At 62.9% G+C, this 14,670-nt stretch carries 13 protein-coding genes and 1 riboswitch; of the genes, 6 read left to right on the forward strand and 7 right to left on the reverse strand.

Annotated features, from left to right (window positions below; translation table 11 throughout):
• Positions 1-86: 86 nt before the first annotated feature.
• From mmsA to araD1, 3 genes are all read left to right on the forward strand, one after another.
• On the forward strand, positions 87-1,619 hold the full coding sequence (mmsA, locus tag AC07FD_RS20305; protein ID WP_478351296.1) for a multiple monosaccharide ABC transporter ATP-binding protein: 1,533 nt from the start codon (positions 87-89) through the stop codon (positions 1,617-1,619).
• A complete protein-coding gene (gene mmsB, locus AC07FD_RS20310) occupies positions 1,616-2,908 on the forward strand; it encodes a multiple monosaccharide ABC transporter permease (protein ID WP_095082262.1) in 1,293 nt (430 codons plus the stop codon). The genes mmsA and mmsB overlap by 4 nt, the downstream gene beginning before the upstream one ends.
• Before the next feature lie 192 nt (positions 2,909-3,100).
• Positions 3,101-4,093, forward strand: a complete 993-nt coding sequence (gene araD1 / locus AC07FD_RS20315; RefSeq protein ID WP_478351297.1) for an AraD1 family protein — start codon at positions 3,101-3,103, stop codon at positions 4,091-4,093.
• Between the two features lie 45 nt (positions 4,094-4,138).
• Here araD1 and AC07FD_RS20320 read toward each other — a convergent pair whose 3' ends face one another.
• Together AC07FD_RS20320 and AC07FD_RS20325 are read right to left on the reverse strand one after the other, a co-directional pair.
• Positions 4,139-4,912, reverse strand: a complete 774-nt coding sequence (locus AC07FD_RS20320; RefSeq protein ID WP_478351298.1) for an ABC transporter substrate-binding protein — start codon at positions 4,910-4,912, stop codon at positions 4,139-4,141.
• A 100-nt stretch (positions 4,913-5,012) separates the two neighbouring features.
• Positions 5,013-6,107, reverse strand: coding sequence for a 2'-deoxycytidine 5'-triphosphate deaminase (locus AC07FD_RS20325; protein ID WP_478351299.1), 1,095 nt, complete (start codon positions 6,105-6,107; stop codon positions 5,013-5,015).
• Between the two features lie 138 nt (positions 6,108-6,245).
• A riboswitch (SAM riboswitch) is annotated at positions 6,246-6,323 on the forward strand.
• 57 nt (positions 6,324-6,380) lie between these two features.
• Between AC07FD_RS20325 and AC07FD_RS20330 the strand changes: the two genes are divergently transcribed.
• Positions 6,381-7,571, forward strand: coding sequence for an O-succinylhomoserine sulfhydrylase (locus AC07FD_RS20330; RefSeq protein WP_477289842.1), 1,191 nt, complete (start codon positions 6,381-6,383; stop codon positions 7,569-7,571).
• A 14-nt stretch (positions 7,572-7,585) separates the two neighbouring features.
• Here AC07FD_RS20330 and AC07FD_RS20335 read toward each other — a convergent pair whose 3' ends face one another.
• The gene (locus AC07FD_RS20335; protein ID WP_478351300.1) at positions 7,586-8,737 is read right to left on the reverse strand and encodes a ceramide glucosyltransferase; all 1,152 of its coding nucleotides are present in this window, start codon (positions 8,735-8,737) and stop codon (positions 7,586-7,588) included.
• A 223-nt stretch (positions 8,738-8,960) separates the two neighbouring features.
• On the opposite strand from AC07FD_RS20335, the gene apaG reads away from it, so the two are divergent.
• The gene (gene apaG / locus AC07FD_RS20340) at positions 8,961-9,353 is read left to right on the forward strand and encodes a Co2+/Mg2+ efflux protein ApaG (protein WP_478351301.1); all 393 of its coding nucleotides are present in this window, start codon (positions 8,961-8,963) and stop codon (positions 9,351-9,353) included.
• Positions 9,354-9,390: 37 nt separating this feature from the next.
• On the opposite strand, the gene AC07FD_RS20345 is transcribed toward apaG, so the two are convergent.
• The 3 genes from AC07FD_RS20345 to AC07FD_RS20355 all read right to left on the reverse strand — a co-directional run bounded on the left by AC07FD_RS20345 (position 9,391) and on the right by AC07FD_RS20355 (position 12,632).
• Positions 9,391-10,425 carry an Hsp33 family molecular chaperone gene (locus AC07FD_RS20345; RefSeq protein ID WP_478351302.1) on the reverse strand — a complete coding sequence of 345 codons (1,035 nt, stop codon included), beginning with the start codon at positions 10,423-10,425 and terminating at the stop codon, positions 9,391-9,393.
• 78 nt (positions 10,426-10,503) lie between these two features.
• On the reverse strand, positions 10,504-11,415 hold the full coding sequence (argF, locus tag AC07FD_RS20350; protein ID WP_457152060.1) for an ornithine carbamoyltransferase: 912 nt from the start codon (positions 11,413-11,415) through the stop codon (positions 10,504-10,506).
• A 17-nt stretch (positions 11,416-11,432) separates the two neighbouring features.
• Entirely contained in the window at positions 11,433-12,632 is a 1,200-nt protein-coding gene (locus AC07FD_RS20355; RefSeq protein WP_478351303.1) for an acetylornithine transaminase, read from the reverse strand.
• Positions 12,633-12,988: 356 nt separating this feature from the next.
• Between AC07FD_RS20355 and AC07FD_RS20360 the strand changes: the two genes are divergently transcribed.
• A complete protein-coding gene (locus tag AC07FD_RS20360; protein WP_457152058.1) occupies positions 12,989-13,507 on the forward strand; it encodes a GcrA family cell cycle regulator in 519 nt (172 codons plus the stop codon).
• 84 nt (positions 13,508-13,591) lie between these two features.
• Here AC07FD_RS20360 and AC07FD_RS20365 read toward each other — a convergent pair whose 3' ends face one another.
• Entirely contained in the window at positions 13,592-14,602 is a 1,011-nt protein-coding gene (locus AC07FD_RS20365; protein WP_184877679.1) for a magnesium and cobalt transport protein CorA, read from the reverse strand.
• Between the last annotated feature and the right edge of the window lie 68 nt (positions 14,603-14,670).

Here is a 14,670-nt window from a genome sequence, read left to right on the forward strand (position 1 = left end):
GGCCCCTTTTCGTTCACCAGCAGGCCCGGTATTGTTACCGACCTCGCCGGCAGTGTTTGCCGACCTCTCAGGGAGCGGTAGTCCCAATGGCCTCGACGATTTTGGAGATGCGCGACATCACCAAGACGTTCCCCGGCGTGAAGGCGCTGTCGAACGTCAACCTCAGCGTCGAGGAAGGCGAGATCCATGCCGTGGTCGGCGAGAACGGCGCCGGCAAGTCGACGCTGATGAAGGTGCTGTCAGGCGTGTATGCGTCCGGCACCTATGATGGCGCGATCGTCTACCGTGGCGAGGAATGCCATTTCAAGGGCATTCACGACAGCGAACACAAGGGCATCGTCATCATCCACCAGGAGCTTGCGCTGGTGCCGATGCTGTCGATCGCCGAAAACATTTTCCTTGGCAACGAACACGCCAGATTTGGCATCATCGACTGGAATGCCAACGAGACACGTACCAGCGCCTTGCTGAAGAAGGTGGGCCTCAAGGAGGACCCCAAGACGCTGATCACCAATATCGGCGTCGGCAAGCAGCAACTGGTCGAGATCGCCAAGGCGCTCAGCAAGGAAGTGCAACTGCTGATCCTCGACGAGCCGACCGCGAGCCTGTCCGAAAAAGACAGCCAGGCGCTGCTCGACCTGCTGCTCGAATTCAAGCGGCAAGGCATCACCTCGATCCTGATCTCGCACAAGCTCAACGAGGTGAACCGGGTCGCCGACAAGGTCACCATCATCCGCGACGGACGGACCATCGAAACACTTGCCAAGAAAGACATCTCGGAGGACCGCATCATCACCTCGATGGTCGGTCGTTCGCTCGACGACCGCTATCCGCCGCGCGAGCCCAAGATCGGCGAGGTGGTGCTGCAAGTGAAGAATTGGTCGGTCTATCACCCGATCCATGCCGAGCGGCAAGTGATCAAGGGCATCGATATCGATGTCCGCAAGGGTGAGGTGGTCGGCATCGCCGGGCTGATGGGCGCCGGACGCACCGAATTCGCGATGAGCCTGTTCGGCCGCTCCTATGGCCGCCGCATCACTGGCGAGGTGCTGCTCAAGGGCAAGCCGATCGATGTCTCGTCGGTGAGCAAGGCGGTGGAACACGGCATTGCCTACGTCACCGAGGACCGCAAGACCTACGGTCTCAATCTCATCGATCACATCAAGCACAACATCACGCTGGCCAACCTGCCCGGCGTGTCGCGCCACGCCGTGATCGACGACCTGCGCGAACTTGCCGTCGCCAATGACTACAAGGCCAAGACCAACATCCGCTCGTCCAGCGTCTATCAGATGACCGGCAATCTGTCGGGCGGCAATCAACAGAAGGTGGTGCTGTCGAAATGGCTGTTCGCCAATCCGGAAGTGCTGATTCTCGACGAGCCGACGCGCGGCATCGACGTCGGCGCCAAATATGAAATCTACACTATCATCGCCCGCCTCGCCTCCGAGGGTAAGGCGATCATCGTCATCTCGTCGGAGATGCCAGAACTGCTCGGCATCACCGACCGCATCTACGTCATGAACGAAGGCCGCATCGTCGGCGAAATGACGGCGAGCGACGCCAGCCAGGAAAAGATCATGCGCGCCATCGTTCGGGGAGAAGGAAAAGCATCATGACCACCGAAAGCGCTCCCGCGCCGAAAAGCGGCGTCGCCGAAGATGTGCAGCAGGGGCCGCGTGTGGCCGTCTCGGCGCTGATCACGAATCTGCGCGAATACGGCCTGATCCTGGCGCTGATCGCGATCATGGTGTTCTTCCAGTTCACCACGTCCGGCACGCTCTTCAAGCCGGTGAACCTGAGCAATTTGGTGCAGCAGAACAGCTTCATCATCGTGATGGCGCTGGGTATGCTTCTGGTGATCGTTTCGGGCCATATCGACCTCAGCGTCGGCTCCGTCGCCGGTTTCATCGGCGCGCTGGCGGCAATGATGATGGTCATCTGGCCGCTTGGCCCCCTCAGCAATCCGCTGGTTGTGTCGATCATCTGCCTCATCATCGGCGGCGGCATCGGCGCGGCCCAAGGCTACTGGATTGCCTATCACCGAATACCGAGCTTCATCGTGACGCTGGCCGGGATGCTGATCTTCCGCGGCATCTGCCAGGCGCTGCTGGGTGGCGGGTCTTCCGTTGGGCCGCTTCCAGATGGCTTCAAGGCGCTCAGTTCCGGCTTCATTCCGGACGTGATCGGCCCCTTGACGCTGATCCCGCCGACGGTGAACGCCGCCGGCAAGACCATCATCGGCAGCGGCCTGACGCTGCACATGACGACGATCCTGATCGGCGTCGTCGCCGTGCTCGCCTATGCGTATTTCGGGCTCAAGGCACGGCGCACGCGCGAGCAGCACGGCTACGAAGCCGAACCTTTCACGCTGTTTGTCATCAAGACCCTGGTGACCAGCGCGCTGGCGCTGTTCCTGGTCTACCAGTTCGCCAGCTACAGGGGCCTGCCGATCGTTCTCATGGTGATGGGCGTGCTGATCGCACTGTTCGTGTTCGTCACCAAACGCATGACGATCGGCCGGCGCATCTACGCAATGGGCGGCAATGCCAAGGCGGCACAGCTATCGGGCATCAAGACCGAGCGACTGACCCTGATGGTGTTCGTCAATATGGGCGTGCTGTCGGCGCTTGGCGGCCTGATCATCGCGGCGCGCCTTGGGCAGGCGGTGCCGGCGGCAGGCCTTGGCAGCGAGCTTGACGTCATCGCCGCAGTGTTCATTGGCGGCGCCTCGGCGATGGGTGGTGTCGGCCAGGTCATCGGCGCGGTGGTCGGCGGCTTCATCATGGGCGTGATGAACAACGGCATGTCGATCATGGGCGTCAACGTCGACTGGCAGCAGGTGGTGAAAGGCCTGGTGCTGCTCGGCGCGGTGGTGTTCGACGTCTACAACAAGAACAAGGGCTGAGGGAACCAGGAAGGCATACGGGTCACATCGCGGCGCTGCCCGGCGGCACGAAAAGAAGTCCCTGAGGGACCAGGCTCGCGAGCGCAATCCGAATGGAGAATTTCACCCGTGGCATGGACGAGGTCCTGGCCGCGCTGGGCAAGGTTTGCCGTCCCGGCAGCCCCTGCCAAGGCAAATGAGAGAGGATTCATCATGCTGATCTCCCAGATTCTCGATGACGCCGAGACCATCCGCGTCGTTGCCCGCAACGGCGGCAAGACCCGGATCATCAATGGCGCGCGCAGCGTTTATTCGCTGGCGATGGAGGCCGCCCGCACCGGCGTCGGGCTCGTCGCGCTGATCGAACGCAAGGGGCTTGGCGAGACAATCGATCTCGATGCCGCCTACAAGAAGGGGCGGCTGCTGTCGCCGATCAACCACCCCGATCCGGCGCACCTGCATCTGACCGGCACCGGACTGACGCATCTCGGCTCGGCCGCGACACGCGATTCCATGCACAAGAAGCTCGGCGCCGACGGCGAGGAACAGCTGACCGATTCCATGAAGATGTTCCGCATGGGGCTGGAGGGCGGCAAGCCGGCGAAAGGCCAGATCGGCGTGCAGCCGGAATGGTTCTACAAGGGCAACGGCACGATGGCGGTGGCGCCAGGCGCCGCACTGCTGTCGCCGGCTTTCGCTAAGGACGCCGGCGAAGAGCCGGAAGTGGCCGGCATTTACGTCATCGGCGACGACGGCGCGCCGTTCCGTGTCGGCTTCACGCTGTCGAACGAGTTTTCCGACCACGTCACCGAGCGCGTGAACTATCTGTTCCTGGCCCACTCCAAGCTGCGCAACGCCTCATTCGGGCCGGAAATATTGATCGGCGACTTGCCCTCCGACATCCGCGGCAGCTCGCGCATCTATCGCGACAACGAGGTGCTGTGGGAAAAGCCGTTCCTGTCAGGCGAAGCGAACATGTCGCACACCATAGCCAATCTCGAACACCACCACTTCAAATATGCGGCTTTCCGCCAGCCAGGCGACGTGCATGTGCACATGTTCGGAACGGCGACGCTGTCCTTTGCCGACGGAATCAAGACCGAGGCCGGCGATGTGTTCGAAATCGAGGCCAAGGATTTTGGCCTGCCGCTGCGCAACCCACTCGAGATCGAGCAGCCGGTCAAGGTGGCGGTGAAGGCGCTTTGACAGCACGACCTCCCCCACGAGTGGGGGAGGTCGGCCGTTCGAATCTCAATAAATATCGAAGTCGAAGTACTTGGCCTGGATCTTCTTGTAGGTACCGTCGGCAACGATGGCGTCTATTGCCGCATTGAGCTTGTCGCGTAGCGCGGTGTCTTCCAGGCGAACGGCAATGCCGGCCTGGGTCTCCGTACCCTTGACGTCGCCGACCAGCTTGCAACAGCCTTCACTTGCCTTCTTCAACCAGTCCACCAGCACGAACTTGTCAGAGATGACGGCATCGAGACGGCCGTTCGTCAGATCGGTGATCGCCTCTTCCTGGGTCGGGTAGAGTTTCGCCTCCGCGCCAGCCTTGCCGTAGACATTCTGGGCATAGTCGGCCTGCGTGGTCGAAGCCTGAGCGCCGACCGTTTTGCCGGCAAGCGCTGCCGGTTCGGTCGAGGTGAGTTCGGTATCCTTCGGCGCCACCAGCGCGAGCGGAGTCGTATAGTATTTGTTGGTGAAGGAGACCTGCTTCTTGCGCTCCTCGGTGATGCTCATCGAGGCGATGATGGCATCGAATTTCTTGGCCTGCAGGGCGGGGATGATGCCGTCCCAGTCCTGGGTGACGATCTCGCACTCGACCTTCATCTGCGCGCACAGCGCATTGGCGATGTCGATATCGAAGCCAACAACATTGCCGTCCGGGGTGATGGTGTTGAACGGCGGATAGGCACCCTCGGTACCGATCTTCAGTTTCTCAGCAGCCTGCGCCGACAGAGAGCCGGCCGCCATCAGCAACACGGCAGCACCTGCTGCCGATATGATCCATTTTGAAATCCGCATTTTCTTGGTTCCCCTTGAACGCCGCCAGCTTGGCGACCAGAAAGCCAGCCAAGCATGACGAGCCAGCGCAGGCAAGTGTATTGCCCGACGGGAATTGGGTTCAGCGCGCTGGGCGGAAATGCTTGGACAGCTTCAGGCCTTGCGCCTGGTAGTTGGAGCCGAGATCGGTGCCGTAGAGCGCCTGCGGCCGCTTCAGCATATGCTCGTAGACCAGCCGGCCGACGATCTGGCCATGGTCGAGGATGAACGGCACTTCGTGGCTGCGCACTTCGAGCACTGCGCGACTGCCGGTGCCGCCGGACGCCAAATGGCCGAAACCCGGATCGAAGAAGCCGGCATAGTGGACGCGGAACTCGCCGACCAGCGGATCGAACGGTGTCATCTCGGCGGCGTAGAGCGGCGGCACATGCACCGCTTCCTGGCTGACGAGGATGTAGAATTCATCGGGATCGAGCACCAGTTCGCCGGCGCCGCTCTTGTGGATCGGCTCCCAGAAGTCGACGACCTCTTGTGCCGCGCGCTTGTCGACATCGACGAGACCGGTGTGATGCTTGCCGCGATAGCCGACCAGGCCGTTCTGATCGCCGTTGAGATCGATCGACAGTGCGATGCCGCCGCCGGAAATGTTCGGCGGCTCGGTTGCGACCAGCATCTCGGCGCGATGCAGGTCATGCAGCTCGGCTTCCGAGAGCAGTGCATTGCCGGTGCGGAAACGGATCTGGGACAGACGCGAACCGGTACGCACGACGATCGGAAAGGTGCGCGGGCTGACCTCGAGATAGAGTGGGCCGTGATAGCCGGCGGCGATCTTGTCGAACTCGTGGCCGCGATCGGTCATGACGCGGGTGAAGATGTCGAGCCGCCCGGTCGAACTCTTCGGATTGGCCGAGGCCGAAATGTCCGCCGGCAATGCCAGGCTTTCAAGCAAGGGCACGATATAGACGCAGCCGGTCTCCAGCACCGCCCCCTCTGCGAGATTGATCTCGTGCAGCTGCAACCGGTCGAGCTTTTCCGAAACCTTGTGGTTGGGACCCGGCAGGAACGAGGCCCGCACCCGCCAGGCCTTGTCGCCGAGCCGTAGATCCAGGCTCGCCGGCTGGATCTGATCGGCATCGAACGCGCGCGCCGACTTCAGCGCGCCGGACCGGAACAGCGCCGAAATGTCCTGATCGGGAAGAATGCCTGTCTGCCGCAAGGCTCCACTCCTAGGCCAGGCGATTTTCTGTTCGCAGGTTCTTGCCGCAAAACCGTGGAACACTGCTGCGGAACCTGCTTGGTACAAACCTCTTAATCAAGCCGGCAATTGACGCAAGCGTGGCGCGGGTCTAAAGGGTCGTTATCCCGTGGTGATTTGGCCGGTCGGCTTGCAGCCACGTTAAACAAGTCGCTAAAGGACCGTCGGGCCGCAAGGCCGTATGGACCGGTTGCGACTTTCGCGGCCGGTTTTTTTGTGTCTGGAACAAAAGCGATGAGCACCAAGAAGCGTAACTGGAAGCCTCAAACGACACTCGTGCATAGCGGAACCCTGCGTTCCGGTTTCGGCGAAACCTCCGAGGCGATGTACCTGACCCAGGGCTATGTCTACGAAACGGCGCAGGCCGCCGAAGCCCGCTTCAAGGGGGAGGAGCCGGGATTCATCTACTCGCGCTACGCCAACCCGACCGTCGACATGTTCGAAAAGCGCATGTGCGCGCTCGAAGGCGCCGAGGACGCGCGCGCCACCGCATCCGGCATGGCCGCGGTGACGGCCTCGCTGTTGTGCAGCGCCAAGGCCGGCGATCATATCGTGGCAGCACGCGCGCTGTTCGGCTCCTGCCGCTGGGTGGTCGAGACGCTGGCGCCGAAATATGGCATCGAGGCGACGCTGGTCGACGGCACCGACATCGCCAACTGGGAAAAAGCGGTCAAGCCGAACACCAAGCTGTTCTTCCTGGAAAGCCCGACCAACCCAACGCTGGAAGTGGTCGACATCGCCGCGGTTGCCGCGCTTGCCAATTCGATCGGTGCGCGGCTGATCGTCGACAATGTCTTTGCCACGCCCCTGCAGCAGAAGCCGCTGCAGCTCGGTGCGCACATCGTCGTCTACTCGGCGACCAAGCATATTGACGGCCAGGGCCGCTGTCTCGGCGGCGTCATCCTGTCGGACAAGAAGTGGATCGACGAGAACCTGCACGACTATTTCCGCCACACCGGCCCCAGCCTGTCGCCGTTCAATGCCTGGACGCTGCTGAAGGGGCTGGAGACGCTGCCGCTGCGCGTGCGCCAGCAAACGGAAAGCGCCGGCAGGATCGCGGATTTCCTGGCCGAGCGGCCCGAAATCGCCCGCGTCATCTATCCCGGCCGTGCTGACCACCCACAGGCGGCCATCGTCAAGAAGCAGATGTCGGGCGGCTCGACGCTGATCTGCCTGGACGTCAAGGGAGGCAAGCAGGCGGCCTTCGCCTTGCAGAACGCGCTCGACATCGTGCTGATCTCCAACAATCTTGGCGATGCCAAGAGCCTGATCACCCATCCGGCGACGACTACGCACAAGAATCTGAGCGACGAGGCGCGTGCCGAACTCGGCATCGGGCCGGGCACGCTCAGGCTGTCGGTCGGCCTGGAGGATACCGACGATCTTCTGGAAGACATCGAACAGGCGCTGAAGTCGGCAAAGTAAGAAGCCTTTGGCTATCAGGCGCCGGACGGCGTCTCTTCCAGCTCGGCTGCCTTGGTGCCGATGGTCATCGCGTTGCCGCGCCAGTCGACGGCGCCACCCAGCCAGCCGCGCGCCCACATCGCCGGCAGGATCAGGTCGCGCATCATGATCGCCGCGACCATGCGCGGCGACAGGTACCAGCCCTTGGACCAGGCCAGGGCGCACTCCGGAAGGTAGAAGGCCGCCAGCACGGCAATGGCGGTTGCCGAGAGGCTGAGGCCGGCGCTTGCCGCCGCCAACAGCGCGAGTGCCAGCGGCACCACTGCCCCGGTCAGGATTTCGGGTGCGAAAAACCATGGGAAGGTGACGCGGCGCAGGCGCGCCCAACGGGCCTGACGCGACCAGATCTCGTCAAAGGTGCGCCGGCCGAGCGGTTGCTCGAAGGGCGCGGCGACGAGATTGACGCGCAGGCCAAGGCCATTGACCAGCTTGGTCGCGGCAGCGTCCTCGGCGATCTCGGCGGCGAGCGCACGGATGCCGCCACTGGCGTCGAGCATCGGCTTGTTCCAGAGCATGCTCTTGCCCTGGGCAAAGCCGAGGCCAAGCGCCTCGCCGGCATATTGCCAGCGCGCCTGCAGCGTGTTGAGGAAAGCGCACTCGACCTCGGCCCAGAAGCCAGCGGGCCGCGAGCCGATCGGCGTCGAGCAGACAAGGCCGGTGTCCGGCCGCCATGCAGCCATCAGGTGCTGGACGTAGTCTCTCGGCATCAACACGTTGGAATCGGCCAGGACAACCCAATCGTGGCGCGCCGCCTCCCAACCCTTGACGCAATTGTTGAGTTTCGGGTTGGCGCTGATGCGGTCGTCGCCGATCAGCAGCCGCGCCGGCACCTTGGGAGAACGGGCGATGGCGGCACGGATCAGCCTGACCACCGGATCGTCGGCATGGGCGACGCAGAAGACCAGTTCGTAGCGCGGCCAGTCGAGCGAGAGGGCGCGCTCCAGCGTCTCCTGCGTGAACGGCCCGACACCACGAGATGGCACGATAATCGACACCGGCAGTGGCTTGCCGGCCGGCGGCGCGATGGTGCGGTGCCGCTTCAGACGCGAAGCGGCGAGCAGGATGCTGGCGAGGTTTGAAAGGATGAGAGCGATCGAAAGCGAGGCGGCTATGAGGGTGAGTTCCATCGAGACCTGGCCACTCCAGAAAAGACGGCCCGCGTGATGGCCGTTTTCAATAGTTCGACAGAGCGCCGAGTCGCCCGCTTCGTGCACACCACCATTGTCATGTGTCACTTAAATGACATTCTTTGTCGGCACCTGCCTTTCAGGCCGGGCGCGACAAGACGCGCACGTTGACCTGCTCGCTCGGAGCGAGGACAGTTCGACCTGGATTGTTTTGGAGCCGCTTATGTACCGCGCCGTGACGCGCAACATCGAAGTGCAGGTCAGGCCGTTCTATCTGGAGGACCGCTCGGATCCGTCGGAGAACCGCTATGTCTGGGGCTATCAGATAACGATCGACAACCAGTCGGATGAGTTCGTGCAGTTGTTGTCGCGCTATTGGCACATCACCGACGGCACCGGCCGGGTCGAGGAGGTGCGCGGTCCAGGTGTCGTCGGCGACCAGCCCGAACTCAACCCCGGCGACAGCTATCAATACACGTCCGGTTGCCCGCTTTCGACACCGTCCGGCATCATGGTCGGGCACTACACGATGCGCAACAAGCGGGGCGAGACGTTCGACATCGCCATCCCCGCCTTCTCACTCGATCTGCCGGGGACGCGGCGGACGATGAATTAGCTTCGCCTCACCGGCCGCAGCCGGTGAGGCGCGTTCTCTACTGGGCCGCCGCAAATTCCGCCGGATCGAAGTCATATTGCTTCGAGCAGAATTCGCAGGCGACGTGGATGCCGCCGTCTTCGGTGCTGTCCTTGATCTCCTGCGCCGAGAAGCCCTCGAGGATGCCACGGATCTTGTCCCTCGAGCATGAGCACTGGTCGGCGACCGGTACGCCGCCGAAGACGCGCACGCCATGCTCGTGGAACAGCCTGTACAGGAGCCGCTCGGCGCCGATCGTCGGGTCGATCAGTTCGGTCGGCTCGATGGTGCCGAGCAATGCCAGCAGCTCCTGCCAGGAATTGTCGGCCGGATCGTGGATCTCCTCGCGCGGATCGCCATCGCCGCCCGGCAGGTCCGGAACGCGCATGCGCTCGGGCGACTGCGGCAGGAACTGCGCCAGGATGCCACCGGCACGCCACTGCTCGCGAGCGCCACCGACGCCAGGCGTCAGCAGCTTGGCCACCGAAAGCCTGATATCGGTCGGAATCTGCTCCGACTGGCGGAAATAGGTGCGAGCCGCCTCTTCCAGCGTTTCGCCATCGAGCTTGACGATACCCTGATAGCGCTGCGTGTGAGCACCCTGGTCGATGGTCAGCGCCAGCACGCCGCTGCCGAGCAGCGTCTGCTGAGACGTTTCGCCGGCCGCGACCAGCGCCTCCAGCCGGTCGGCATCGAAGCGGGCATAGGCGCGCAGTGCCGAGGGCGTGGAAAAATCCGCCACCAGCATGTCGACCGGCCCGTCGGTGCGGGTCTGCAGAATGAACTTGCCCTCGAACTTCAGCGAGGTGCCGAGCAGCACCGTCAGCACGCAGGCTTCCGCCAGCAGGCGGGCGACCGGCTCGGGATAGTCGTGACGGCTGAGGATGGCGTCGAGCATCGGCCCGAGCTGGACGGTGCGGCCGCGCACGTCGAGCGGGCCGACCTCGAAGGGCACGACGTGATCGTCGCCGGCGTAGCCGAATTCGCCGAGTTTGGGGTGATGTTCAGTCACTTGATAGGTTTCCAACATGACAATGCTCCAGGGCGCGGCCATGCCGCCCTGGAGGGCGCATGCTTCGAAACGCGCTTGATTTGCGTGATGCGGCGCAGATAGGCATCACACCCCCAGAGATCAAGCGCCGAGACACCAGGCGAGCACGGCCTTCTGGGCATGGAGCCGGTTCTCGGCCTCGTCGAAGACCACCGAATGCGGCCCGTCAATGACCTCGTCGGTCACTTCCTCGCCGCGGTGCGCCGGCAGGCAGTGCATGAACAGCGCCTCCGGCTTGGCCTTCGCCATCAGCTTGGCATTGACCTGGTAGGGCGAGAACACGTTGTGGCCGCGGGCGCGATGCTCCTGGCCCATCGACACCCAGCAATCGGTGACGACGCAGTCGGCCTGGTCGACGGCTTCCTCGGGCGAGCGGGTGAAGTGCAGCTTGCCACCATGCGCCTGCGACCAGTCGATATGCTTCTGCTCCGGCTCGCTGCCTTCGGGCACGGCGACGTTGAGGTTGAAGCGGAACCGCGCCGAGGCCTCGAGCAGCGAATGCAGCACATTGTTGCCGTCGCCGGTCCAGGCGATGGTCTTGCCGGCAACCGGACCGCGATGCTCCTCGAAGGTCATGATATCGGCCATCAGCTGGCAGGGATGGGTGTCGTCGGTCAGTCCATTGATGACCGGAACGGTGGCATTCTCGGTCAGTTCGAGCAGCCGCTCATGCGAGGTGGTGCGGATCATGATCGCGTCGACGTAGCGCGACAGCACCTTGGCGGTGTCGGCAATGGTCTCGGAGCGGCCGAGCTGCATCTCGGTGCCGGTCAGCATGATGGTTTCGCCGCCGAGCTGGCGCATGCCGACGTCGAAGGACACGCGGGTGCGCGTCGAAGGCTTGTCGAAGATCATCGCCAGCACCTTGCCTTCAAGCGGCCTGGTCCGCTCGCCGGCCTTGAGACGAGCCTTTCGCACCACCGCATCGTCAAGCATGAAGCGCAGATCGCCTTCGGAAACGGCGGAAAGATCGGTGAAATGGCGAACTGACATCAGCAATGGTTCCGGGATTACTTCGCGGCGGCGGCGGCGATCGCCTCCGCCAGTCCCTTGGCGCCGGCGCGGATGCGGTTGAGCGCGTCGTGGATCTCGGCATCGGTGACGGTGAGCGGCGGCAACAGGCGAATGACGTTGTCGCCGGCCGGAACCGCCAGCAGGTGCTGGTCGCGCAATGCCATGTTCACCTTGGTGTTGGGCATGGCGCATTTGAGGCCGAGCATCAGCCCGGTGCCCCTGATGTCCTCGATGACCTCGGGAAACTCGTCGGCGACCGCAGCCAGCCCCTGCTTCATCAGCAGCGCCTTGCGCTGGACATCTTCGAGGAAGCCGTCCTCCAGCACCACGTCGAGCACCGCGTTGCCGACCGCCATGGCCAGCGGGTTGCCGCCGAAAGTGGTGCCATGCACACCGGACGTCATGCCAATGGCCGCTTCATCGGTGGCAAGGCAGGCGCCCATCGGGAAGCCGCCGCCAATGCCCTTGGCGATCGCCATGATGTCGGGAGTGACGCCGGACCATTCATGAGCGAACAGCTTGCCGGTCCGGCCGATGCCGCACTGGACCTCGTCGTAGATCAGCAGCAGGCCGTGCTGTTCGCACAACTGCCTGAGCCGCTTCAACGACTGCGTCGGCACCGGTCGGATGCCGCCCTCGCCCTGTACCGGCTCGATCAGGATCGCCGCGGTCTCCTGCGTGATCGCCTTTTCGGCCGCATCGATGTCATCGAAGCCGACCTGGTCGAAGCCCTCGACCTTGGGGCCAAACCCTTCAAGGTACTTGTACTGACCGCCCGCAGCGATAGTCGCCAGCGTGCGGCCATGGAAGGCGCCCTCGAAGGTGATGACGCGGAAGCGTTCGGGATGGCCCTTGACGAAATGGTAGCGCCGCGCCGTCTTGATCGCGCATTCCAGCGCCTCGGCGCCGGAGTTGGTGAAGAACACCTTGTCGGCGAAGGTGGCGTCCACCAGCCGCTCGCCGAGCCGGCTTTGGCCCGGAATCTCGTAGAGATTGGAGACATGCCAAAGCTTTGCGGCTTGCTCGGTGAGTGCGGCGACCAGATGCGGATGGCTGTGGCCCAGCGAATTGACGGCGATGCCGCCGGCGAAATCGAGATATCGCTCGCCCTTGTCGGTAACCAGCCAGGTGCCTTCCCCATGGTCGAAGGCCAGGGGTGCGCGAGCAAAGGTCTCGTAAAGCGCCGAACCGCTCATTATATGCGTCTCCGGTACCGGAAAATCAAAAAAGCCGCCAAAGCGGCGGCCTGTGAGGCTTATCGGGTTTTTCGGCCATGAAGTCAACGAAAACGTCGCGTAGTGCCCCGCGGCAAGCCCTCCGACGCAACGCCGGCTCACGAGCGACCGGGCAAGTTGGGGAAAACCTAAAAAACCGATTCGTGTTGCACTTGGGACTCTTGTCACCGAGTCAGCGCATAGAGTAGTTGTAGTCAAGAAATAACTAGATTTCGTGCGGCGGACCTAATCACCAGATATATGTGGTGTCTGCCCCGGCAAATGTTGCCGGGCCGGGAGTGGATTCCGATTGCCGCACGCTTAGCAGGAGCGGTCTCATGAACTGGACTGACGAGCGGGTAGAACTTCTCAGAAAACTGTGGTCCGAGGGTCTGAGCGCAAGCCAGATTGCTGCGCAGCTTGGGGGGGTCAGCCGCAATGCGGTCATCGGTAAGGTGCACCGGCTGAAACTGTCGGGCCGCGGGCGGTCGACAGCCACGCCGGCACGCCAGAAGAAGGCGGCGCAGGGATCGACCGTTCAGAAATCGGTGTCGCGCGCCGCAAGCACGGTCCGTCATGTCACGACATCGATCGGCGCAACGGCATTGCAGACGCAGTTCGACGCCGAACCGGTGGCACGCCACTACATCCGCCCGGTCGAGAATGTCGTGGTGCCGATCTCACGGCATCTGCAGCTCGTCGAGCTGACCGAGCGGACCTGCAAATGGCCGAACGGCGATCCGCTTTCGGAGGACTTCAATTTCTGCGGCAACGAGGCCGCCGAAACCGGCCCCTACTGCAAGTACCACGCCCGCGTGGCGTTCCAGCCGGCATCGGAGCGGCGGCGGAGTCGCTGAGCGAATAGGAACTGATTGAGCGTCCGCGAGGAGGCAATCCAGTTTTCCCCTATTCGCTACTCCCTGTTCGCTATTCGCTTTCTTTCACAGCCAGCCATTCTTGCGAAAGCGCCAGTAGAGAAACGAGCAGATCAGCGCGATCGTGGCCAGCACCACCGGGTAGCCGTATTCCATCTTCAGTTCCGGCATGTCGCTGAAATTCATGCCGTAAATGCCGGCGAATGCCGTCGGCACCGCCAAGATGGCGGCCCAGGAGGCGAGCTTCTTGGAGATCGCCGTTTCCTGGCTCTGGCCGACCAGAAGGCTGGCCTCGAAAGCAAACGCCAATACCTCGCGCAGACTGTCGATCTTTTCCTGCACGGTCCGGATATGGTCGGTCACGTCACGAAACAGCGGATGCATGGCCGTGTGGATCTGCGGCAGGTCGGCACTGGTCAGCCGGCGACAAACCTCAACCAGCGGCAGTGCCGCATTGCGCAGACGCAAAAGATCGCGGCGCAGCATATAGAGCCGCTCGATGTCGGGACCGGTCATCGGCTTCAACAGAACCCTGTCCTCGATCACCTCGACCTCGTCCTCGATCTGCTCAAGGACCGGCATGTAATTGTCGACGATGAAATCGAGAATGGCGTAGAGGACGAAATCCTCGCCCTTGGCCAACGAATGCGGGCAGCTTTCCCAATGCTGACGAACGGCGGCATAGGAGGTGGACGGGCCATGCCTGACGCTGACGATGTAGCCGCTGCCGACGAACAAATGGGTCTCGCCGAAGGTGACCCGTCCGTCGATCAGCTGTGCGGTTCGAGCGACGATGAACAAGGCGTCGCCATACTGCTCGATCTTCGGCCGCTGGTGCGGGTGCTCGGCATCCTCGATCGCCAGTTCATGCAGGTGAAACTGTGCCTGGACGCGAAGCAGCAGGTTGCGGTCGGGCTCGAGCAGGCCAATCCAGACGACATGACCGGTTTTTTTTGCCCATTCGCCGGCTTCCTCGATGGGAATGTCGGCGATGCGACGCCCAGCCGTGTAGACGCCGCAAGCGATAATGCCGGAGGTCGGCGCAGGCGCCGGAGTCAGGTTCCGAACATTTTCCATCACAACCTCCCGAAGCAAATCCACGGACGAGGATACAGGAAAGCCCGGAAAGTCTAGCGCAATTCGGA

Source organism: Mesorhizobium waitakense (genome assembly GCF_056431085.1).

Excerpts from the sequence above, each read along its gene's own strand:
- apaG (WP_478351301.1), top strand. The coding sequence starts at position 8,961 with ATGTACCGCGCCGTGACGCGCAACATCGAAGTGCAGGTCAGGCCGTTC.
- AC07FD_RS20330 (WP_477289842.1), top strand. The coding sequence starts at position 6,381 with ATGAGCACCAAGAAGCGTAACTGGAAGCCTCAAACGACACTCGTGCAT.
- AC07FD_RS20335 (WP_478351300.1), bottom strand. The coding sequence starts at position 8,737 with ATGGAACTCACCCTCATAGCCGCCTCGCTTTCGATCGCTCTCATCCTT.
- argF (WP_457152060.1), bottom strand. The coding sequence starts at position 11,415 with ATGTCAGTTCGCCATTTCACCGATCTTTCCGCCGTTTCCGAAGGCGAT.
- AC07FD_RS20320 (WP_478351298.1), bottom strand. The coding sequence starts at position 4,912 with ATGCGGATTTCAAAATGGATCATATCGGCAGCAGGTGCTGCCGTGTTG.
- mmsA (WP_478351296.1), top strand. The coding sequence starts at position 87 with ATGGCCTCGACGATTTTGGAGATGCGCGACATCACCAAGACGTTCCCC.
- AC07FD_RS20360 (WP_457152058.1), top strand. The coding sequence starts at position 12,989 with ATGAACTGGACTGACGAGCGGGTAGAACTTCTCAGAAAACTGTGGTCC.
- AC07FD_RS20345 (WP_478351302.1), bottom strand. The coding sequence starts at position 10,425 with ATGGCCGCGCCCTGGAGCATTGTCATGTTGGAAACCTATCAAGTGACT.
- araD1 (WP_478351297.1), top strand. The coding sequence starts at position 3,101 with ATGCTGATCTCCCAGATTCTCGATGACGCCGAGACCATCCGCGTCGTT.
- mmsB (WP_095082262.1), top strand. The coding sequence starts at position 1,616 with ATGACCACCGAAAGCGCTCCCGCGCCGAAAAGCGGCGTCGCCGAAGAT.
- AC07FD_RS20365 (WP_184877679.1), bottom strand. The coding sequence starts at position 14,602 with ATGGAAAATGTTCGGAACCTGACTCCGGCGCCTGCGCCGACCTCCGGC.
- AC07FD_RS20355 (WP_478351303.1), bottom strand. The coding sequence starts at position 12,632 with ATGAGCGGTTCGGCGCTTTACGAGACCTTTGCTCGCGCACCCCTGGCC.